The organism is Kitasatospora sp. NPDC086009 (genome assembly GCF_044540385.1).
GTDB lineage: Bacteria > Actinomycetota > Actinomycetes > Streptomycetales > Streptomycetaceae > Kitasatospora.
The window spans coordinates 86047-106609 of record NZ_JBITSA010000001.1 but is presented as its reverse complement, the minus strand read 5'-3'; the positions used below and the strand labels follow the sequence as shown (position 1 = coordinate 106609).

At 73.1% G+C, this 20563-nt stretch carries 15 protein-coding genes; 10 read left to right on the top strand and 5 right to left on the bottom strand.

Translation table 11 applies throughout. From position 1 onward, the window contains the following. Positions 1-14: 14 nt before the first annotated feature. On the bottom strand, positions 15-689 hold the full coding sequence (locus ACIF6L_RS00495; RefSeq protein WP_396485578.1) for a hypothetical protein: 675 nt from the start codon (positions 687-689) through the stop codon (positions 15-17). A 535-nt stretch (positions 690-1224) separates the two neighbouring features. On the opposite strand from ACIF6L_RS00495, the gene purN reads away from it, so the two are divergent. Together purN and purH are read left to right on the top strand one after the other, a co-directional pair. Next, positions 1225-1884 carry a phosphoribosylglycinamide formyltransferase gene (gene purN, locus ACIF6L_RS00490; protein WP_359803543.1) on the top strand — a complete coding sequence of 220 codons (660 nt, stop codon included), beginning with the start codon at positions 1225-1227 and terminating at the stop codon, positions 1882-1884. After that, positions 1881-3482: a bifunctional phosphoribosylaminoimidazolecarboxamide formyltransferase/IMP cyclohydrolase gene (purH, locus tag ACIF6L_RS00485; RefSeq protein ID WP_359803545.1), complete on the top strand. Its 1602-nt coding sequence runs from the start codon at positions 1881-1883 to the stop codon at positions 3480-3482. Before purN ends, purH begins: the two co-directional genes overlap by 4 nt. Before the next feature lie 119 nt (positions 3483-3601). Here the strand turns inward: purH and ACIF6L_RS00480 are convergent, their stop codons facing one another. Continuing rightward, a complete protein-coding gene (locus ACIF6L_RS00480) occupies positions 3602-4348 on the bottom strand; it encodes an RDD family protein (RefSeq protein ID WP_329488037.1) in 747 nt (248 codons plus the stop codon). Positions 4349-4857: 509 nt separating this feature from the next. Here ACIF6L_RS00480 and ACIF6L_RS00475 point away from each other — a divergent pair. The 6 genes from ACIF6L_RS00475 (at position 4858) to ACIF6L_RS00450 (ending at position 10483) form a co-directional block, all read left to right on the top strand. Beyond that, entirely contained in the window at positions 4858-5712 is an 855-nt protein-coding gene (locus tag ACIF6L_RS00475) for a bifunctional methylenetetrahydrofolate dehydrogenase/methenyltetrahydrofolate cyclohydrolase (protein ID WP_329488036.1), read from the top strand. A gap of 151 nt (positions 5713-5863) precedes the next feature. Beyond that, entirely contained in the window at positions 5864-6250 is a 387-nt protein-coding gene (locus ACIF6L_RS00470) for a DUF3017 domain-containing protein (protein WP_329488035.1), read from the top strand. Between the two features lie 215 nt (positions 6251-6465). Beyond that, complete coding sequence (locus ACIF6L_RS00465) at positions 6466-7458, top strand: malate dehydrogenase (protein ID WP_329488034.1); 993 nt, start codon at positions 6466-6468, stop codon at positions 7456-7458. An 80-nt stretch (positions 7459-7538) separates the two neighbouring features. Beyond that, positions 7539-8861: a hemolysin family protein gene (locus ACIF6L_RS00460; RefSeq protein WP_329488033.1), complete on the top strand. Its 1323-nt coding sequence runs from the start codon at positions 7539-7541 to the stop codon at positions 8859-8861. Between the two features lie 30 nt (positions 8862-8891). Then, positions 8892-9932, top strand: a complete 1041-nt coding sequence (gene trpS / locus ACIF6L_RS00455; RefSeq protein ID WP_396485574.1) for a tryptophan--tRNA ligase — start codon at positions 8892-8894, stop codon at positions 9930-9932. Between the two features lie 62 nt (positions 9933-9994). Beyond that, the gene (locus tag ACIF6L_RS00450; RefSeq protein ID WP_352291259.1) at positions 9995-10483 is read left to right on the top strand and encodes a 2'-5' RNA ligase family protein; all 489 of its coding nucleotides are present in this window, start codon (positions 9995-9997) and stop codon (positions 10481-10483) included. Here the strand turns inward: ACIF6L_RS00450 and ACIF6L_RS00445 are convergent. Then, positions 10468-13032, bottom strand: a complete 2565-nt coding sequence (locus ACIF6L_RS00445; RefSeq protein ID WP_396485573.1) for a CDP-glycerol glycerophosphotransferase family protein — start codon at positions 13030-13032, stop codon at positions 10468-10470. The two genes, ACIF6L_RS00450 and ACIF6L_RS00445, sit on opposite strands and share 16 nt — an antisense overlap. Before the next feature lie 306 nt (positions 13033-13338). After that, positions 13339-16911: a bifunctional glycosyltransferase family 2 protein/CDP-glycerol:glycerophosphate glycerophosphotransferase gene (locus ACIF6L_RS00440; protein ID WP_329488029.1), complete on the bottom strand. Its 3573-nt coding sequence runs from the start codon at positions 16909-16911 to the stop codon at positions 13339-13341. Positions 16912-17107: 196 nt separating this feature from the next. Between ACIF6L_RS00440 and ACIF6L_RS00435 the strand changes: the two genes are divergently transcribed. Both ACIF6L_RS00435 and ACIF6L_RS00430 read left to right on the top strand, forming a co-directional pair. Then, positions 17108-18106, top strand: a complete 999-nt coding sequence (locus ACIF6L_RS00435) for a glycosyltransferase (protein WP_329488028.1) — start codon at positions 17108-17110, stop codon at positions 18104-18106. Positions 18107-18192: 86 nt separating this feature from the next. Continuing rightward, the gene (locus tag ACIF6L_RS00430) at positions 18193-19257 is read left to right on the top strand and encodes a YihY/virulence factor BrkB family protein (RefSeq protein WP_396485570.1); all 1065 of its coding nucleotides are present in this window, start codon (positions 18193-18195) and stop codon (positions 19255-19257) included. A 25-nt stretch (positions 19258-19282) separates the two neighbouring features. Here the strand turns inward: ACIF6L_RS00430 and ACIF6L_RS00425 are convergent, their stop codons facing one another. Beyond that, positions 19283-20497 carry a D-alanyl-D-alanine carboxypeptidase family protein gene (locus tag ACIF6L_RS00425; RefSeq protein WP_396485568.1) on the bottom strand — a complete coding sequence of 405 codons (1215 nt, stop codon included), beginning with the start codon at positions 20495-20497 and terminating at the stop codon, positions 19283-19285. Between the last annotated feature and the right edge of the window lie 66 nt (positions 20498-20563).

Genomic DNA, 20563 nt, shown 5'->3' with positions numbered 1-20563 from the left:
CCGCCCGCTACCCGCTACTCGCTCTTCGAGGTGATGTCCACGTACCACTTCGGCGCGAGGCGCTCGCAGTTGTCCGCGCCGGTCGAGGTGAGCGAGTCCCGGACGCAGGTCACGTAGTCGTTGTAGTAGAGGCTGAGGCCGATCACCGAGGAGACGAAGACCACCGTCATCGCGCCGGTGAGCACCCCGGCGAGGGCGGCCGGGGTCAGCGGGTTGGGGGCGGCGGACTCGCCGGCGGCGGGTGCCGCCCCGCCGGTCGCGGTCGCGGCGGCCGGCTTGGGGGCCCGCATCGCGGCGACTCCCCAGACGATGGCCAGCGCGCCGACGAACAGCGCCACGTAGTGCAGCGAGGCGAACGCGCAGACCAGCGCGCCCATACCGGCCAGCGCGGCGTTGCGGGCCTTGCGCTGCGCCGGGTCGCTCGGGTCGAGCTTGGGCGGCTGCGGGGCGGGCGGGCGGGGGTGCCAGCCGCCGCCCTGGTAGCCGGGGCTCCACGGGTGCGGCGGCGGGACCTCGGGCCGCTCGTCCGGGTTCCCGCCGCCGTCGGTGCCGTCGGTGCCGTCGGCACCGCTGGAACCGCTGGAACCTCCGGTGGGCCCGGGGTTGCGGGGCTGCCACGGCTGGTCCGGGGCATCCGCCGGCGGCGGCGCGAAGGGGTTGCGCTCGCCGGTGTTGTCACCGCTGCTCATGGTTCAGCCATTCCTTCTCGGTCGGTGGGGCGGACGCCCGCGCCACCCTATGATCCCGCAGTCGCCCGTGGGGCCTTCGGCGGCCTGCCTTCGGGGCGCGTTCCACCGCACCGGCGAACCCGCGAGGGGCCGCCCGCCCGGCCGCACTCGACGTCCCGCCCCCGGGCCCGCCGCCCCACTCCGCCGGCGCCCCGCCCCGCCCGGCCGGCCACCGCCGGCAGCTCCGCACCACCCCGTCGCTGCCGTCGGCCCGCCGTCCGCGCACGGCCGGCGGGCGGACGCCGGGCCGACGGCGGGTGAACGGCGCCCCGATGGAGATCCCCGTCTCAACTACGCGCGTAGCGCCGCCAGGGCGTTTCAAGGGCCGTCCGACCAGCCGTTATCGTGGTGACGGTCAGCAGCTCAGATAGGTTCCCCGGGCCCGCATCGCGGCGGGTTCCTCCGGTGTTCCCCCTCGCTCGACCTGCCGTTCGTAGTGGCCCCACCGCCGGTGGATGTACCAGCGGGCGGCGCCCGACCTACGGAGAATCGCGCAGTGGCCGCCGCCCCCGCTCAACTCTTCCCGCCCCGCACTCCCGGCCCGGCCCGGCTGGTGGTGCTGGTCTCCGGCTCCGGCACCAACCTACAGGCGCTGATCGACGCCGTGGCCGATCCGGCCTTCGGCGCAAAGATCGTCGCCGTCGGTGCCGACCGTGACGGCATCGCGGGCCTGGAGCGCGCCGAGCGGGCCGGGCTGCCGGTCTTCGTGCACCGACTGAAGGACTTCGCCGACCGCGCCGCGTGGGACGGCGCGCTGACCGCCTCCGTCGCGGAGCACCGGCCGGACCTCGTGGTCACGGCGGGCTTCATGAAGATCCTCGGCCCCGCGTTCATCGCGGCCTTCGCCGGTCGGATCATCAACACCCACCCCGCACTGCTGCCCGCCTTCCCCGGCGCCCACGGCGTCACCGACGCGCTCGCGTACGGGGTGAAGGTCACCGGCTGCACCGTCCACCTGGTCGACGCCGGGGTGGACACCGGGCCGATCATCGCGCAGGGCGTCGTCGAGGTCACCGACGCCGACCACGCCGATGGCGGCGACGCGCTGCACGAGCGCATCAAGACTGTCGAGCGAAAGCTGCTCGTCGACATCGTGGGCCGGCTGGCCCGCGAGGGTCACCGCATCGAGGACCGAAAGGTATGGATCCCGGCATGAGCGCCGCCCCCAGCACCACGTCCCCCGTCACCGCCCCCCTCGACGAGGAGAGCGGCGTCCGCCCGATCCGTCGCGCGCTGATCAGCGTGTACGACAAGACCGGTCTGGAGGAGCTGGCCCAGGGCCTGCACGCCGCCGGGGTCGCCATCGTCTCCACCGGATCCACCGCCGGCCGGATCGCCGCCGCGGGCGTCCCGGTGACCGAGGTCTCCGAGCTGACCGGCTTCCCCGAGTGCCTCGACGGGCGCGTGAAGACGCTGCACCCCCGCGTGCACGCCGGTGTGCTCGCCGACCTGCGGCTGGAGTCGCACCGCGCGCAGCTCGCCGAGCTGGGCGTCGAGCCCTTCGAGCTGGTCGTGGTGAACCTCTACCCGTTCAAGGCCACCGTCGCCTCCGGCGCGAGCCCGGACGAGTGCGTCGAGCAGATCGACATCGGCGGCCCGAGCATGGTCCGCGCCGCGGCCAAGAACCACCCGTCGGTCGCCGTCGTGGTGGACCCGGCCCGCTACGGCGACGTGCTGAAGGCCGTCCAGGAGGGCGGCTTCGACCTGGCCACCCGCAAGCGCCTGGCCGGTGCCGCGTTCGCGCACACCGCCGCCTACGACGTCGCGGTGGCCTCCTGGTTCGAGGCCGGCTACGCGGCCGGCGACGTCGAGGGCTTCCCGGAGTTCCTGGGCGCCACCTACGAGCGCCAGAACGTGCTGCGCTACGGCGAGAACCCGCACCAGGGCGCCGCGCTCTACAGCGACGGCACCGGCGGCCTGGCCGGCGCCGAGCAGCTGCACGGCAAGGAGATGTCGTACAACAACTACGTCGACACCGATGCCGCCCGTCGCGCCGCGTACGACCACGCCGAGCCGGCCGTCGCGATCATCAAGCACGCCAACCCGTGCGGCATCGCCACCGGCGCGGACGTCGCCGAGGCGCACCGCAAGGCGCACGAGTGCGACCCGGTCTCCGCGTACGGCGGCGTGATCGCGGTCAACCGCCCGGTGACCGTCGAGCTGGCCGAGCAGATCGCCCCGATCTTCACCGAGGTCGTCGTCGCCCCCGGGTACGAGGACGGCGCCGTCGAGGTGCTGGCGCGCAAGAAGAACCTGCGGGTGCTGGTCGCACCGGAGGCGCCGGCCAACCGCCAGGAGGTGCGCCCGATCTCCGGTGGCGTGCTGCTCCAGGACGCCGACCGGATCCACGCCGCGGGCGACGACCCGGCGAGCTGGACGCTGGCCACCGGCGAGGCGCTCCCCGCGGCCGAGCTGGCCGAGCTGGCGTTCGCCTGGCGGGCCTGCCGGGCCGTCAAGTCCAACGCGATCCTGCTGGCCAAGGGCGGTGCCTCGGTGGGCGTCGGGATGGGCCAGGTCAACCGGGTCGACTCGGCGAAGCTCGCCGTGGAGCGGGCCGGCGAGCGGGCCCGGGGCTCCTACGCGGCCTCCGACGCCTTCTTCCCGTTCGCGGACGGCCTGCAGATCCTGCTCGACGGCGGCGTCAAGGCCGTGGTGCAGCCGGGCGGTTCGATCCGGGACGAGGAGGTCGTCGCGGCCGCCGCCGCGGCCGGCGTGACGATGTACTTCACCGGTACCCGCCACTTCTTCCACTGACGCCGACGCCGGTGCCGGGCCGGGAGGATCCCGGTCCGGCACCGGCGGTGTGACGGTACGACGGAGCGGCCCGGCCCCCTGGGAAGGGGACCGGGCCGCTCCGCTGTCGCCGGTGGGTGTTACTTCTTGATCACCAGGGTGCCGGCGGCACGGTCGTGCCAGCCCTGCAGCTTCCCGGAGTTGTCGAAGAACGGGGACAGGTAGACCAGCGCGGCGCCGATGTAGCAGAGGAACGCGCCGACGATCGGGATGATGAAGCGGATGAAGCCGCCGCCCAGGCCGGGGACCTGGCCGTTGCTCTCCTTGACGACGCGCAGGCCCAGGGCCATCTTGCCGAGGGTGGCGCCCGCGAAGGAGACCATCAGCCACTCGTACAGCAGGTTGAACACCGAGAGCACGCCGACCATGATCAGCATGGTGACGAAGAAGCCCGCGGCGGCGTCGTTGTTGGCGTTCAGGCAGTCGTAGTACGCCGAGTTGGAGCCGCCGTAGGTGTACTTGCCGCTGCAGTCCTGGGTGTCCTTGGCGATGCCGAGCGCGCTGGCCAGGCCGAGCGCCATCACCAGGGCGACGACCGCGCCGATCGCGAGGCCGTCGATCAGGCGGGCCAGGAAGCGCTGGCCCATGGTGGCGATCTTCACCGTGCCCAGCTGGGCGATGTTGATGTAGCCGTTGTTGGCCTGGAGGGTGCCCGGCATCGGCGCGTACCCGTACGCCGGCTGCTGCGGCACACCGTACTGCGGGGCCTGCGGCGGCTGCTGCGGGTAGCCGTACCCGGCGGCCGGCGGGGCCTGCTGGGGGTAGCCGTAGCCCTGCTGAGGGGGCTGCTGGCCGTACGGGTTGTTCGGGTCGGGCGGGTAACTCATCGATGCCTCCGGGCAGGGATGTGGGGACGTGGGACGGGACAGCGCTGGGTCCGGAACGCACCGGCGGGGCGAACTGCCGAGCGGACGGGACGATAGCGGAGCGCGGTGACAACGGGGGCGGACACGGTCCGGCGCCCGCCGGCACGGGCTGGCTCAGGAACGTGGGTGGCGCCGGTCCGGCGCGAACGGGAGCATCGACGGCTGCGGTCCTGGCAGCACGCGGCCGTGGCGGTCGGGCGGCACGGTGTGGTGTGGTCGGCTCACTCTGTTCTTCCCCCGGGTACGCCCCGCCGGTGTCCGTCGGCCCGTCACCGGGCCGGAGGCGGCAGGGAATGCCCGCTTATCGTCGACCGGGCGGCCCGGCGCTGTCCAGCCGCGCCCGCGTGGCGGACCGGACTGTGGCGCAACCGCAACGTGGTCCGAACGGTTTTCGAGCCGCCGGGGCTCCCCGGCACCGCTGTCGCCGGGGGCTGGCGCCGTCCGCCTCCGGCATCCGGGAGAATGGGGTCATGACTGCCCAGATTCTCGATGGCAAGGCCACCGCCGCCGCGATCAAGTCCGAACTCGCCGCCCGTGTGGTGGCCCTTCGTGCCAAGGGCGTCACGCCCGGTCTCGGCACCGTCCTGGTCGGCGACGATCCCGGCAGCCGCTGGTACGTCAACGGCAAGCACAAGGACTGCGCCGAGGTCGGCATCGCCTCCATCCAGCGCGAACTGCCCGCCACCGCCACCCAGGAGGACGTCGAGAACGTCGTCCGCGAGCTGAACGCCGACCCGGCCTGCACCGGCTACATCGTCCAGCTCCCGCTGCCCAAGGGCCTGGACCAGAACCCCGTCCTGGAGCTGATGGACCCGGACAAGGACGCCGACGGCCTGCACCCCACCTCGCTCGGCCGGCTCGCGCTGGGCATCGAGGGCCCGCTGCCCTGCACCCCGCTCGGCATCGTCGAGCTGCTGCGCCGCCACGACGTGGCGATCGACGGGGCCGAGGTGGTCGTGATCGGCCGCGGTGTCACCGTCGGCCGCTCGATCGGCCTGCTGCTCACCCGCCGCAGCGAGAACGCCACCGTGACCCTCTGCCACACCGGCACCCGGGACCTCGCCTACCACCTGCGCAAGGCCGACATCGTGGTCGCCGCCGCCGGGGTGCCGCACCTGGTCAAGCCGGAGGACGTCAAGCCCGGCGCGGCCGTGCTGGACGTCGGCGTCAGCCGCAGCGAGGGCAAGATCGTCGGTGACGTCCACCCGGGCGTGGCCGAGGTGGCCGGCTGGATCTCCCCGAACCCGGGCGGCGTCGGCCCGATGACCCGCGCCATGCTGCTGAACAACATCGTCGTGGCGGCCGAGCGCCGCGCCGGCCTCTGAACGACCGCGATCCGACTCCGGAAGGACGGCGAGCTATGAACGGGCGGACCGAGCGAAGGCCGGCGAGCCGCGCGTTTCACGACGCGGCGGCCGAGCGGGGCGGGGTGGGCCGATGAGCGGGCCACGGCCGGCGAGCTCCCGGCGCAGGCCGGTGAAGACCACCGGAACGCTGCCCCCCGAGGGCTCGGCGGCGGCGCTGGGGCGTGACCACGCCCTGCCGGTGCGCCAGTGGCCGATAACCCTCGTCCTGCTGGTGGTCGGCGCCGGGCTCGCCGTCACCTGGTTCGCCGACTTCAAGGACGGCTTCAAGTACGGGCTGCTGATCCTCGGCGGCGGCGTGCTGCTCGGCGCGCTGCTGCGGCTGGTGCTGCCCGAGGTCGGCATGCTGGCGGTGCGCAGCCGGTTCACCGACGTGATCGTGCTGACCTTCCTGGGCGTCTCGATCGTGCTGCTGACCCTGGTGGCCCAGCCCAACCCGTGGCTGGAGATCCCGCTGCTGGACAACGTCGGCGAGCTGGTCGGGCGGCCGAAGCACTGACCCGCCCGGCCCGCCCGCCCGGCCCGATCGGCCCCCGCCCGCACCGTCGGGACGGGGGCCGTCATCGTCTGTGACCAATCAGTCACGACGGCACCCGCGGCATACGCTTCGCTTTGCGATAACCTGACGCCGGTCTCTCGATGTCGAGAGATCATCCTCGGCTCCAGTGCGCCGGTGTGCCTGGGGCACCTGGCGATTTGCTGGAGAAGGTAGAAATGACCCGCACCCCCGTCAACGTCACCATCACCGGAGCGGCCGGCCAGATCGGCTACGCGCTGCTCTTCCGCATCGCCTCGGGCCACCTGCTCGGCGCCGACGTGCCGGTGAACCTGCGCCTCCTGGAGATCCCGCAGGGCCTGAAGGCCGCCGAGGGCACCGCGATGGAGCTTGTCGACTGCGCCTTCCCGCTGCTGCGCGACATCAAGATCACCGACAACGCCAACGAGGCCTTCGACGGCGCCAACGTCGCGCTGCTGGTCGGCGCCCGTCCGCGCACCGCCGGCATGGAGCGCGGCGACCTGCTGCAGGCCAACGGCGGCATCTTCGGCCCGCAGGGCAAGGCCATCAACGACCACGCCGCGGACGACATCAAGGTTCTGGTCGTCGGCAACCCGGCCAACACCAACGCCCTGATCGCCCAGCGCAACGCCCCGGACGTGCCGGCCGCGCGCTTCACCGCGATGACGCGCCTGGACCACAACCGCGCGCTCGGCCAGCTGGCCGCCAAGACCGGTGCCGCCGTGTCGGAGATCAAGAAGGTCACCATCTGGGGCAACCACTCGGCGACCCAGTACCCGGACATCTTCCAGGCCGAGATCGCCGGCAAGCCGGCCTTCGAGGCCGTCGGCGCCGACCAGGCGTGGCTGGAGGGCGACTTCATCCCGACCGTCGCCAAGCGCGGTGCGGCCATCATCGAGGCCCGTGGCGCCTCCTCGGCCGCCTCGGCCGCCAACGCCGCCATCGACCACGTGTACACCTGGGTCAACGGCACCGCCGAGGGCGACTGGACCTCCATGGGTGTCGTCTCCGACGGCTCCTACGGCGTTCCGGCCGGTCTGATCTCCTCCTTCCCGGTCACCACCAAGGACGGCGAGTTCCAGATCGTCCAGGGCCTGGAGATCTCCGACTTCTCCCGCGGCCGCATCGACGCCTCGGTCCAGGAGCTGGTCGAGGAGCGCGACGCCGTCACGGAGCTCGGCCTCATCTGAGCCCGTTCCCGGCAGGACCTTCGGCGGCCCGCCGCCTCCTTGACCGGAGGCGGCGGGCCGTCGCCCTACACTGACCCGCTGTGAACGAAACCCTGGAGGACGCGGCCCTCGTCCTCGTCTTCATCATGCTGGGTGGCCTGTTCAACGTCGCCGAGATCTCGCTGATCTCGCTGCGCGAGGGCCAGATCAGGTCACTGGAGGGGCGCGGGACCCGGCGCGCGGCCCGCGCCGCACACCTGGCTGCCGACCCGAACCGCTTCCTGGCCGCCGTGCAGGTCGGGGTGACCTGCATGGGCTTCCTGTCCGCCGCCTTCGGCGCGGACACCCTGGCCGGCAAGGTGGCGCCGCTGTTCGTCCGGGCCGGGCTGTCCGCGGGCGTCGCCGACGCGCTCGCCCTGGTCGGCCTCACCCTGCTGATCAGCTACGCCTCGCTGGTGCTCGGCGAGCTCACCCCCAAGCGGATCGGCCTCCAGCGCGCCGACTCCATCGCCGTCCTCGCCGCCCCCGTGGTGGACGTGATGTCGGTGGCGCTGCGCCCGGTGATCTGGCTGCTCGGCCACTCCACCAACCTGATGGTCCGCCTGCTCGGCGGCGACCCGGCGGCCGGGCGCGGCTCGATGAGCTCCGAGGAGCTCCGCGGCCTGGTCGCCACCAACACCGAACTCGGAAGCGACGAGCGGGCGTTGATCGCCGACGTGTTCGCCGCGGGGGAGCGCCAGCTGCGCGAGGTGATGGTCCCGCGCACCGAGGTGACCTTCCTGGACGCCGAGCGCCCGCTCGCCGAGGTCCGCGAGCAGGCCGACTCCTCGCCGCACTCGCGCTATCCGGTGGTCGAGGGCAGCTACGACGCGGTCACCGGCTTCGTCCACGTCCGCGACCTGTACGGTGCCCGCGGCGAGCAGGCGGTGAAGGTGCGCGACCTGGCCCGCCCGATCAAGCTGCTGCCCGGCACCAAGCGGGTGCTGGCGGCGATGGGCGAGATGCGCCGGGAGGGCCACCACCTGGCCATCGTGGTGGACGAGTACGGCGGCACCGCCGGCATCGTCACCCTGGAGGACCTGGTCGAGGAGGTGATCGGCGAGATCCGTGACGAGTACGACTCCCAGGAGCCGAGCACCACCCGCCGGCTGGCCGGCGGCGCCATGGAGCTGGACGGCCTGCTGAACCTCGGCGACTTCACCGAGGAGACCGGCGTCACCCTGCCCGAGGGCCCGTACGAGACGGTGGCCGGCTGCCTGGTGGCCGCGCTCGGCCGGCTGCCCGTCGACGGTGACCAGGTCCGGATCCCGATCGGCGCCGAGGAGGTCCGGCTGACGGTGGCCAAGCTGGAGGGCCGGCGGATCGCCCGGGTCGGGGTGAGTGCGGTCACACTGTCGGAACCTCCGGGGGCAGAGGTTTCCTGACCGGTCGGTGGAACTGGAACAATGGCCCGCATGGTCAACGCAGCGGTCACTGGTCCGGTCAAGGACCGTCCCCGGGTACTCTCCGGCATCCAGCCCACCTCCGGCTCGTTCCACCTGGGCAACTACCTCGGTGCCGTCCGCCAGTGGGTCGATCTCCAGGAGGCCAACGACGCCTTCTACATGGTGGTCGACCTGCACGCGATCACCGTGGAGCAGGACCCGGCGACGCTGCGCCAGAACACCCGGGTCTCCGCCGCCCAGCTGCTCGGCGCCGGCCTGGACCCGGAGCGCTGCACCCTGTTCGTCCAGTCCCACGTGCCCGAGCACGCGCAGCTCGGCTGGGTGATGAACTGCCTCACCGGCTTCGGCGAGGCCTCCCGGATGACCCAGTTCAAGGACAAGTCCGCCAAGCAGGGCGCCGCGAGCACCTCGGTCGGCCTCTTCACCTACCCGATCCTGCAGATCGCCGACATCCTGCTCTACCAGGCGGACGCGGTGCCGGTCGGCGAGGACCAGCGCCAGCACGTGGAGCTCACCCGGGACCTCGCGGAGCGCTTCAACACCCGCTACAGCCCGACCTTCACCGTCCCGAAGCCGTACATCCTCAAGGAGACGGCGAAGATCCAGGACCTCCAGGACCCGGGCATCAAGATGAGCAAGTCGGCCTCCTCGACCAAGGGCCTGGTCAGCCTGCTGGACGAGCCGAAGGTCAGCGCCAAGAAGTTCAAGAGCGCCGTCACCGACACCGGCACCGTCGTCTCCTACGACGAGGAGGAGAAGGCCGGCGTCTCCAACCTGCTGCGCATCCACTCCGCGCTCAGCGGCCAGTCGGTCGACCAGTTGGTGGCGCACTTCGAGGGCAAGATGTACGGCGCCCTGAAGACCGAGCTGGCCGAGCTGTTCACCGAGTGGGTGACGCCCTTCCAGGAGCGCACCCGCACCTTCCTGGACGACCCGGCCGAGCTGGACCGGGTGCTGGCGATCGGTGCGGAGAAGGCCCGCACGGTGGCGTCGCAGACGCTGGAGACGGTGTACGACCGGATCGGCTTCCTCCCGGCCGCCAAGCGGTGACAGCCCTGACGAGCCTGCCCGATGGTGACGATCTCCCCGAGCTCGTCACCATCGGCGTGTCCGTGAGCGTCCCGGATCCGTACGGCTCGGCGATCCAGGACGCGCGGGCCGGGTTCGGCGATCCGCTGGCCCGGTCGATACCCACGCACGTCACCCTGCTGCCGCCGACCGAGGTGGCGGCCGCCGAGCTGCCGAAGATCGAGGAGCACCTGGCGGCGGTGGCCCGGGCGCACCGGCCGTTCCGGATGCTGCTGCGCGGCAGCGGGACCTTCCGGCCGGTCTCGCCGGTGGTCTTCGTCCGGGTCGAGGGGGGCGCCCAGGAGTGCCGGCTGCTGGAGGCGGACATCCGCTCCGGCCCGCTGGCCCGGGAGCTGGCCTTCCCGTACCACCCGCACGTCACGGTGGCGCACGGGCTGGCGGAGGACGTGCTGGACCAGGCGTACGGGCAGACCCGTGGCTTCCGGGCGGCCTTCGCGGTGCCGGGCTTCGGCCTGTCCCGGTTCGACGCCGACGAGGTCTGGCGCCCCTGGCGCTCCTACGACTTCGGCTGACCCGCGCCGCCGCCGGCGGCCGCGCGGCCGCCGGGCCGCGGTGCCCCGTGCCCGCCCGCCCGGCCGAGGTCGAGCATCCGGTCGACCACCCGGCGCGCGGCCCCGCCGTCCTCCAGCCCGCAGTGCGTGGCGCGGAACGCGCGGTAGCGCTCCCGGTACCCGGGCGGCGGGCCGGAGCCGTCGCCGGCGAGCCCGCGCAGTGCGTCGAGCAGCCCGGCCGAGTCGGGAATGAGCGGGCCGGGAGCCTGCGCCTCGAAGTCGAAGGAGAAGCCGCGCAGCGTGTCGCGGTAGTGCTCCAGGTCGTAGGTGAAGAAGAGCACCGGGCGGCCGGTGATCGCGAAGTCGAACGTGATCGACGAGTAGTCGGTGACCAGCACGTCCGCGATCAGCAGCAGTTCCTGGACGTCGGGGTAGTCCCCGCAGTCGAGGACGAAGCCGTCCCCGGCGCCGGGCAGCGGCTCGCGGACGTGCGCGTGCGGGCGGATCAGCAGGACGTGGTCGTGGCCGAGGGCGCGCCGGGCCCGGTCCAGGTCGATCCGCAGGTCGAGGCGGAACCCGTCGCCGTCGCCGCGCCGCTGGTCCTCCCGCCAGGTCGGGGCGTAGAGCACCACGCGCCTGCCGTCGGGGATGCCGAGCCGGCGCCGGACGGCCGCCGCCCGCCCGGCGTCCGGCCGGGCCAGCACGTCGTTGCGCGGGTAGCCGGACTCCAGGACCTCGCCCCCGAAGCGGAACGCCCGGCGCAGCAGCGGGGTGGCGAACGGGCTGGGCGAGAGCAGCAGGCTCCACTGCGGGGTCTCCCGGTCGAGCGCCGCCAGGTAGCCGTGGTCGGCGAGCCAGGGGTTCTCGACGTCGTGCGCGATCCGCTTGAGCAGCGAGCCGTGCCAGGTCTGGACGACCACCTGGCCGTCCCGGCGGTCCAGGAAGTCGGGGAAGTGCGTGTTGCCGACCAGGTACCGGCTGGTGGCCAGCGCGCGGTACCACTCGGGGCTCCAGACCCGGACCGCGCGGACACCGGCGGGCAGTTCGGCCTGGGCGTCGTCGACCGCCCAGAGGTGCTCCAACGGCTCGCCGCGCCGGGCGAGTTCGGCGTGCACCGCGCGCGGTGAGTCGGCGTACCCGCGGCCGCCGAACACGTCGTACAGCACGGCGTCGCGCAGCGGCTCCCGGCGGGCGGCCGGGTACCCGTCGGCGCGCTGGCGGGCCTGGCTCCAGGCGCTGCGCTCGGCGGGCGAGAGGACGGGGGTGGAGTCCACCAGCAGGGTGTCGTGCCAGCGGCGTTGGAGCAGGATCCGCTTGCCGCCGGCCCCGGTGGCGGCGGGCAGCGCGGGGAGCGCCGCGGGGGCGGCGATCAGCGGCCGGGGTGCTCCCGGCCGGCCGGACGGCTGCAGCGAGGCCTCCCAGACGCCCTTGCGCAACGGTAGCGCGGTGCCGTCGGAGCCGGTGCGGGTGGCGGGCAGCCGGACGGTGAAGCGGCCGTCCGCCCCGCGGTCGACCCGGTGGCGGACCTCGCCGGCCGTCCCGGTGTGCCGCAGGACGAGGTCGAGCGGCTCGCGGCCGGGGCAGTGCCCGGTGAGCTCGAAGCCGCCGGCCCGCACCGCGATCCGCTCGACGTAGCCGGCCGCGGGCTGGACGCAGAACTGCAGCCGGCCGTCGGCGAGGTGCTTCAGGTAGAGGACCCGGTCCGCAGTGTCGGGCAGGGGGTGCTGACCGGCGACCGGGCCGCCGCGCTCGTCCAGGGTCAGCTGCTCGGTGGAGCCGTCCGGGCGCAGCAGTTCGGCGTCCCAGTGCTCCAGGTGGCCGGCGCCGCGCCCGTCGGCGGTGAACGGCCGGTACGGCAGGTGGAGGGCGAAGGTGTTGCCGGTCCGGGCGACCGGCCGCAGCAGGACGGCGTCGCTCTCCCGGTGGCGCAGCCGCAGCGCGGTGCCGGGCGGGCAGTGCCCGGCGGTGCCGCGCAGGTCGAGGCCGTCCGGGGCGGGGGCGGCGTGGGTGAGCCGGACGCCGGGGCGTTCGAGCCGCAGCCGTAGCCGGCCGTCGGCGAAGTGCGGCTGGAGGCGGACGTCGTGGTCGACCCAGCGGGCCGGCGGGTACTCGCCGGAGCCGCACCAGTGCGGGGCGAGGGCGCCGTACTGGCGGCGCAGCCGGGTGGGCCGGGGGCGGGTGAACAGGGTGACCCCGATCCGCCAGTCGCCGAGCAGCCACTCCTCGGCCTGCCGCAGCCGGCGCGGTTCGACCAGGGCGGTGAAGCCGGACCAGTCGTGGTTGTGGTCGGGCTGGGCGCTGTCGTCGGTGATCTCGGGCAGCCGGCGCGGCCGGGACCGGAGGTGGAGGGGCGGTTCGGCGTCGTCCCGGAGCAGGGTCAGCCAGGTCCAGGCCGAGCCGGGGCGGGCGGTGTTCAGGTCGTCGGGGCGGGCGAAGCCGGTGAGTTCGAGGCCGCGGGCGTGCCAGCGGGCGCGCAGCAGGCCGAAGGCGACGCCCTCGTCGGCGGCGGGCAGGTCGTCGTGCGAGTGGGGGGCGGCCTGCGGGAGGACGAACCGCGTGAGGACAGGCATGGGGTGGCCCTTCGGCAGCGGGATCCCGGCCCATGGCGGCGGTCCGGGGCGGCATGCGTACCGGGGGAGCGGACGAAGCCGATTCAATATCGAATACCGAAATGACACCCGGGGTCAACTGAGAAATCCGGAGGAATAGCTGGGAAATCCGTCGGCGAAACATGGGTTCGATTGAATTGTTCATATGAATCTCCGGCGACTCCCGGAAAGCGCCCAGAAAAGTCCGGAAAGCTGTCCGGAGCGGCCCGGAAAACACGGAGGCGCCCGACGCGGGATTCGCGTCGGGCGCCTCCGGGGCGGTACCGGTTACTGCTGGCGGAGCATGCCGTCCACCACGCGGGCCGCGGCCTGGCCGTCGTCCAGGTCGCAGTACGCCTCGCGGAACGCCGTGTACTTCTCGGCGTACTCACCCGTCAGCTCGTCAACCCGGCCCAGCGCCGCGACCAGCTCCTCGGAGGTGGCCAGCAGCGGGCCGGGCATCTCCGCCTCGTAGTCGAGGCTGAAGCCGCGCAGGTTGTCGCGGTAGTGCTCCAGGTCGTGCGTGAAGAACAGGACCGGCTTGCCGGTGGTGGCGAAGTCGAACACCGTCGCCGAGTAGTCGGTGACCAGGACGTCCGCGATCAGCAGCAGCTCGGCCATGTCGGGGTAGCTGCCGACGTCCCAGATGTAGCCGTTGCCGGCACCGGGGATCTGACCGCACATCACGCTGTGCCGGCGGACCAGCAGCACCTGGTCGTCGCCGAGCGCCGCCTTGGCCGCCTCCAGGTCGATCCGCAGGTCGATCTGGTAGCCGCCGTTCGGGCGGCGGCGGTCCTCACGGAAGGTCGGCGCGTAGAGCACGACCTTCTTGCCCTCGGGCAGCCCGAGCCGCTCGCGGACCTGCTCGGCGGTCTTCTCCCGGTCGGGGGCGAACAGCAGGTCGTTGCGCGGCGCGCCGCTCTCCAGGATCTCGCCCTTGAAATCGAACGCGCGGCGCAGCACCGGAGCCGACCAGCTGTTGCCGGCCACCAGCATGCTCCAGTTCGGGACCTCCTTGACGACGCCCTTCAGGTAGTTGGCGTCGGTGAACCAGACCTTCTCGAAGTCGTACCCGATCTGCTTCAGCGGGGTGCCGTGCCAGGTCTGCACGACCACCTGGCCGGGGCGCCGGACGAAGAAGTCCGGCAGGTGCGCGCTGGTGACGATGTACTTGGCGGTGGCCAGCGTCTCGAACCACTCGGGGCTCCAGAGCCGGATCGCGCCCGCCGTCTGCGGCAGTTCGGCCTGCAGGTCGTCGCTGCCCCAGAGGTGCTCCAGCGGCAGGCCGCGGCGGACCAGCTCCTCGTGGATCGCCCGCGGCGAGTCCGCGTAGAGGCCGCCCAGCGCGACGTTGTAGAGCACGGTGTCACGCAGCGGGAGCCGGCGGGCCGACGGGTAGTCGGTGGTGCGCAGCTGGCGCTGCCGGAAGCCGCTGCGCTCCTCGGGCAGCAGCGCGGAGTGCGACTCCAGCGAGAGGCCGTCGTAGTGGCGGCGCTCCAGCACGATCCGCTTGCCGCGCGACTCCACCTCCAGCGGCAGGGTGGCGAAGCACTCCGGGGCGATCAGCGCGTAGCGGGTCGCCAGGGTCTCGACCGGCTCGCCGAGCGGGCGGAAGAAGACGTCCCAGGTGCCCTGGGCGAGCGGCACCCGGCCGGCGAAGGAGGCCGTCGGCACCGCCGGCAGCGCGGCCCGGAACCCGCCGTCCGCGATCTCCACGGGGTAGACGTGCTCCTCCTCGCGCCAGTTGTGCCGCACGACGAGCTCCCAGCGGTGCGTGCCGGGCAGCGGGAAGGTGCCGCTGAGCAGGTAGCCGTCCGCGCCGCGCGAGGCGACCTCGGTCACCACCGGCTGCAGCAGCTGGTCGGAGAGCTGGAGGTAGCCGCCGGGGGAGGGCTTCGAGTACAGCGCGCGGCGCTCGTCGACCGGGGCGTCCGGGTTCAGCGGCAGGTGCAGCTGCTCGGGTGCGTTGCGGTCGTCCCAGGCCACCGGCACGGTGCTGCCGTCGGCGAGCAGTATGGCGGTGTCCCAGCGGTCCCGGGCCCGCTCCGGGGCGACCGGGTCCAGCTCGGCCCAGGCCTCGCGGACGGCCGTCAGCTCGTCGACCGGGGCGGTGACGGTGAACGGCTGGAGGGTGCCGACCGGGGCGGTGAGCTCCAGCGGGTAGACCACCTCGCGGTCCGACTCGACGTGGGTCAGCTTGAAGCGGGCCCCGGCGAGGTTCGGGCCGGAGCGGGCGGCGCCGGAGATCTCCAGCCGGCCGTCCCGCACGGCGAGCCCGGTCACCCTGGTCCGGACCGTCTCCACCCGCAGGTAGACGCTGCCGTCGCGGACCCACGGCACGATCCGCACGTCCGGCTCGACCCAGTGCGCGGGGAGGTACTGGGCGGTGTCGCTCCAGCCCGCCGAGATCCGGCCCTTGTAGACGCCGCCCTTGCCGGCGCCGGCCACCAGGACGCGCCAGTTGCCGTCCTTCCACTGGCCCCGGTGCTTGAGCCGCTTGGGGTCGATGGCGGCGGTGAAGCCGGCCCAGTCGCAGTTGTACAGGTCGTGGTGGCAGCTGGCGGTCGCCTCCGGGCTGTACTGCGTCCTGGTGGGCACGGCCAGCACGCGCCGGCCCTTGGTCTCGCGGAGCACCAGCACCCGGACCATGTCGTGCCGGTTCTCGGCGCCCAGCTGCTCCGGGTACGCGTGCCCGGTCAGCTGCAGCTTGCCGCCCTCCCAGGCCGACTCGTACAGCCGGCTGCGCATCACCAGCGAGTTGTCCAGCTTGAGGATGCCGGCCGGCACGCTCTTGCGGCCGCCGCGCAGGAACGGGTAGTCGGCGTACGGGCGCAGCAGGCCGCGCGCGGCGACGCCGCCGTTGCTCTCGCCCTCGTACTTGATCTGCTCGACGAACTCGTCGATCCGGCCCGCCAGGGTCAGGTGGTACTTCAGCCGCAGCGGCGCGCGCAGCTTGCGGACCTGCTCGGGGCCGATCGACCGGAGCAGCCGGCCGACGTTCTTCTGGTAGGCGTCCCGGTACTCCTTGTCGCCGTCCACGACGGACCAGAAGAACATCGGGATCTCCTCGACGAGGGTGTTCTCGTCGTAGGAGCGCAGGTACTCGGCGAAGCGCGGGTCGGTCTGCTTCTTCAGCCAGGTGCGGACCAGCTCCACCGAGGTGACGCGGTCGACCAGGCCCTTGGGGTTGGTCCGCATCTGTGTGATCGACATCTCGCCGACCTCGCGCTCGCGCCAGTGGTAGATCGGCTCGGAGAGCACGTCCACGCTCGTGGCGAGGTAGTGGTGCGGCACGCTGACCGGGGCGTCCTCGTACAGGATGCCCTCGGGGTAGAGGATGCCGGCCGCGTCGAAGAAGGAGCGGCGGTACACCTTGTTCCACGCCGTGCGGTCGGTGACCAGCGCGGGGATCTCGGTGATGTGGGTCTTGAGCCTGGTCTCCTTGAACGGCCGCGAGTGCCCGCCGGACTGGTAGTAGCCCACCGCGCGGAACCGCAGGACGTTGCCGGTGGCGAAGTCCGAGCCGGTCTCGTCGAGCGTGTTGATCATCAGCTCGTAGGCGCTCGGCGGCATCGAGTCGTCGGAGTCGACGAAGCAGAGGAACTCGCCGTCCGGGTCGATGTGGCGGATGCCGGTGTTGCGGGCCGCGCCGAGGCCCTTGTTCACCTGGCGGACCAGCCGGAACCGGGAGTCCTTGGCGGCGTACGCCTCGGCGAGTGCCGCGCTGCCGTCCTTCGAACCGTCGTCGACCATGACGCACTCGAAGTCCGTGAAGGTCTGGGCGGCGATCGAGTCGAGGCATTCCACGAGGTAGCGCTCGACGTTGTAGATCGGAACGACGATGGAGAGGCGGGGAGCCATCGGCTACGCAGGCCTTTCTTGGGAAGGAGCGTGGCAGCCCGGTCGGGGTCTGGCCGCACTTTGAACCGGTGCGTACGTGCCCACCGATCCTACCGTCCGGTCCCGGGGGCCCTCCGGGGCCGTCGGTCCGCCCGCGGGCGCCCGGGTGCCCGGGCGCGGTGGGTCCGGCCGTCCGGGGGGCCACTACTCTGTGGCCATGCCCCGCTTCAGCGTCATCGTCCCCGTCCACAAGGTCGAGGAGTACCTTCCCGAGTGCCTCGACTCGGTGCTCGGCCAGGGCGGTCCGGACTTCGAACTGATCGCGGTGGACGACCGCTCCCCGGACGGCTGCGGCGCGATCCTCGACGAGGCCGCCGCCCGCGACCCGCGCGTGCGGGTGCTGCACCTGGCGGAGAACGTCGGCCTCGGCCGGGCCCGCAACGCCGGTCTGGCGGTCGCCACCGGCGACTACGTGATCTTCCTGGACAGTGACGACACGCTCACCCCCGGCCTGCTCAAGGCCGTCGACGACCGGCTGGCGGCCGGCGGCGACCCGGACGTCCTGGTCTACGACTACGCCCGCACCTACGCCGACGGCCGGATCACCAAGGCCGCCTCGGCGCACGTCTTCGGCGCCGACTCCCCGGACGTCTTCGACCTCGACCGCCGCCCCGACCTGCTGGACCTCCTCCAGGTGGTCTGGAACAAGGCCTACCGCCGCGGCTTCGTCGCCGAGCAGGGCCTCACCTTCCCCGCCGGGTACTACGAGGACACCCCCTGGACCTACCCGGCGCTGCTCGCCGCCGGGAGCATCACCCTGCTCGACCAGGTCGGCGTCCACTACCGCCAGCGCCAGGAGGGCGGCAACATCCTCGCCACCGCCTCGCGCAAGCACTTCGACGTCTTCGCCCAGTACGACCTGGTCTTCGCCTTCCTGGACGGCCGCCCGGACCTCGACCGCTGGCGCCCGGTGGTCTACGGCCGGATGCTGCACCACCTGAACACCGTGGTCTCCAAGCCCGGCCGGGTCCCGCCCCGCGACCGCCGCGAGTACTTCCGCCGGGCCGCCGAGCACTGCGCCCGGCTGCGCCCGGCCGGCTACACGCCGCCCGCCGGGGTGGCGGGGGTGCGCACCGAGCTGCTGAGCCACGGCCGGTACGGCGCCTACCGCACGGTCCGGGTGCTGGCCGGGGCCCGCCGTCTGCTGAAGCGCTGACCCCGGCCGCCGCGGCGCCCGTCGAACCCCTTGCCGCCCGCCGAGCCTGACGGCCGTTCGGGCGAACGGCCGGTATAACCGGACAGGTGGACTTCCTCACCCGGCTCCCGGTCATCGGCCCGCTCGTGGCGCGGGTCCTGCGCAGCCACCCGTACCGCGTGTACGAGCACTTCACCGCCGCGCGCGGCAACCGGCTGGCGGGCGCGGTCACCTTCTTCGGCTTCCTGGCGCTCTTCCCGCTGCTCACCGTGGCGCTGGCGATCGCGGTCGCCACCCTGACCGACTCCCGGGTCGACGAGATCCAGAAGCACATCTCCGACCAGCTGCCGGGGATCTCGGACGCGCTCAACCTCAACGCGCTGGTGGCCAACGCGGGCGCCGTCGGCCTGGTCAGCGGCGTGCTGCTGCTGATCTCCGGCCTCGGCTGGGTCGACACCATGCGCACCTCGATCCGGGACGTCTGGCAGCTTCCGGAGGAGGAGGGCAACCCGATCCTGCGCAAGGCCTGGGACTGCCTGGTGCTGGGCGGCCTGGGCCTGGTCTCGCTGTTCTCGCTGGCGGCCTCCGCCGCCGGGACGACGCTGGCCGGCCGGATCGCCGGCTGGATCGGCCTGGGGACGGGCGGGCCCGGCGGCTACCTGCTGACCGGCGTCGGCCTGCTGATCGCCGTCGCCTCCGACATGGTGCTCTTCGCCTACCTGCTGGCGCCCTTCCCCCGGATCGGCGGCCAGCACCGGTGGGACGTGGTGCAGGGCGCGCTGATCGGCGGGGTCGGCTTCGAGCTGCTGAAGATCCTGCTCGCCTCCTACCTGGGCTCGGTCGCGGGCAAGAGCCTCTACGGGGCCTTCGGGGTGCCGGTGGCGCTGCTGCTCTGGATCAACTTCGTCTCCCGGCTGCTGATGTACTGCGTCGCCTGGACGGCGCTGGCCGACCCGGCCGCCGCCCGCGACCGGGCCCGCGAGCGCGCCGGGGCCATGCTGAAGGCCGCGAACGAGGCTGAGGCGGCCGAGCGGGACGACGCCGCCACCGCGGGCAAGGAAGGCAAGCACGGCAAGGACGGCAAGGACGGCAAGGACGGCGGGGGTGACGGGGACGGTGAGGGTGACGGGGACGGCGGGGACGGCACGCCGAAGGGCCGGCCCCAGGAGTGAGACCGGCCCCCGGACGGCACCGCCGTCAGTCGGCGGCGGGGCCGCCGCGCCGCCGTAGCAGGAACAGTGCACCGGCGCCGCCCGCCGCGAGGGCCAGCGCGATCCCCACCCAGCCGACCGGGCCGGGGCCCGAGCCCCCGTCACCACCGGCCGCGGCGGCCGCCGGGGCGGTCGGGGAGGCGCTCGGGGAGGGGTGCGGCGGCGGCGCGGGCGCACCGGCGGTGCCACCCGCCTGTCCGGTCGGCTCCCCGCCGGCCGGCGCCTCGTCCACCAGCCTGCCGACCGGGGTGACCTTGTCGGCCGCCGCGAACCCCCAGTCCAGCAGCGCCGCCGTCTCGTCGTAGACCTTCTGGTACGTCGAGGGGTGCATCACCGTCACCAGCAGGGTGCGGCCGTTCCGTTCGGCGGCGCCGACGAAGGTCGAGCCGGCCTCGGTGGTGAAACCGTTCTTCACGCCGATCAGGCCCGGGTACTTGCCGAGCAGCCGGTCGGTGTTGGCGATCCCGAAGCTGCCCCGCTGCCCGGTGTTCTTGTCCACCGCGCCGGGGAACTGCGCGTCCCGGGTGGCGCAGTACATCCGGAAGTCGGGATTGCGCAGTCCGGCCCGGGCGAACAGGGTCAGGTCGTAGGCCGAGGAGAGCTGGCCGTCCATGTCGTAGCCGTCCGGGGAGATCACCCGGGTGTCCCGGGCCTGCAGCGCGTCCGCGCGGGCCTGCATCTCGGCGACGGTCTGCTGGACCCCGCCGTTCATGTGCGACAGGACGTGCACCGCGTCGTTGCCCGAGCTGAGGAAGACCCCGCGCCAGAGGTCCTCGACCCGGTAGTCCAGGTTCTCCTTGATGCCGACCAGGCTGCTGCCGGCGCCGATCCCCTGGATCTCCGCGTCCTCGACCCGGTGCACCAGGTTGCGGTCGAACTTCGGCAGCACGGTGTCCGCGAAGAGGATCTTCAGGGTGCTGGCCGGCGCGAGCCGCAGATGGGGGTTGCTGGCCGCCAGCACATCTCCTGACGTCGCGTCGGCGACTATCCAGGACCGCCCGGTGAGATCCCCCGGCAGGGCCGGGGCGCCGGGCAGGGGTGCCACCTGGGCACCGGAGAGCCCCAGTCTCTCGCCCCCGATCGCGGCCGGCGGGGGCGGCGGCTCGTGCGGGGCCGCGACGGCCACCGGGGCGGCGAGGAGGACGGGGAGCGCCGCGGCGTACGCGACGAGCAGGTGTGCGAGCTTACGGCGTGTGGGCACCAGCAGACCGTACCCAGTCGGGGCCGCCGCCGTCCGCCCCTTCGGCCCCGTCCTCCGCAGGAGGGG

Coding starts and splice junctions, on each gene's coding strand:
- ACIF6L_RS00495 (WP_396485578.1), bottom strand. CDS start 689: ATGAGCAGCGGTGACAACACCGGCGAGCGCAACCCCTTCGCGCCGCCG.
- purH (WP_359803545.1), top strand. CDS start 1,881: ATGAGCGCCGCCCCCAGCACCACGTCCCCCGTCACCGCCCCCCTCGAC.
- ACIF6L_RS00480 (WP_329488037.1), bottom strand. CDS start 4,348: ATGAGTTACCCGCCCGACCCGAACAACCCGTACGGCCAGCAGCCCCCT.
- ACIF6L_RS00475 (WP_329488036.1), top strand. CDS start 4,858: ATGACTGCCCAGATTCTCGATGGCAAGGCCACCGCCGCCGCGATCAAG.
- ACIF6L_RS00465 (WP_329488034.1), top strand. CDS start 6,466: ATGACCCGCACCCCCGTCAACGTCACCATCACCGGAGCGGCCGGCCAG.
- trpS (WP_396485574.1), top strand. CDS start 8,892: ATGGTCAACGCAGCGGTCACTGGTCCGGTCAAGGACCGTCCCCGGGTA.
- ACIF6L_RS00445 (WP_396485573.1), bottom strand. CDS start 13,032: ATGCCTGTCCTCACGCGGTTCGTCCTCCCGCAGGCCGCCCCCCACTCG.
- ACIF6L_RS00440 (WP_329488029.1), bottom strand. CDS start 16,911: ATGGCTCCCCGCCTCTCCATCGTCGTTCCGATCTACAACGTCGAGCGC.
- ACIF6L_RS00435 (WP_329488028.1), top strand. CDS start 17,108: ATGCCCCGCTTCAGCGTCATCGTCCCCGTCCACAAGGTCGAGGAGTAC.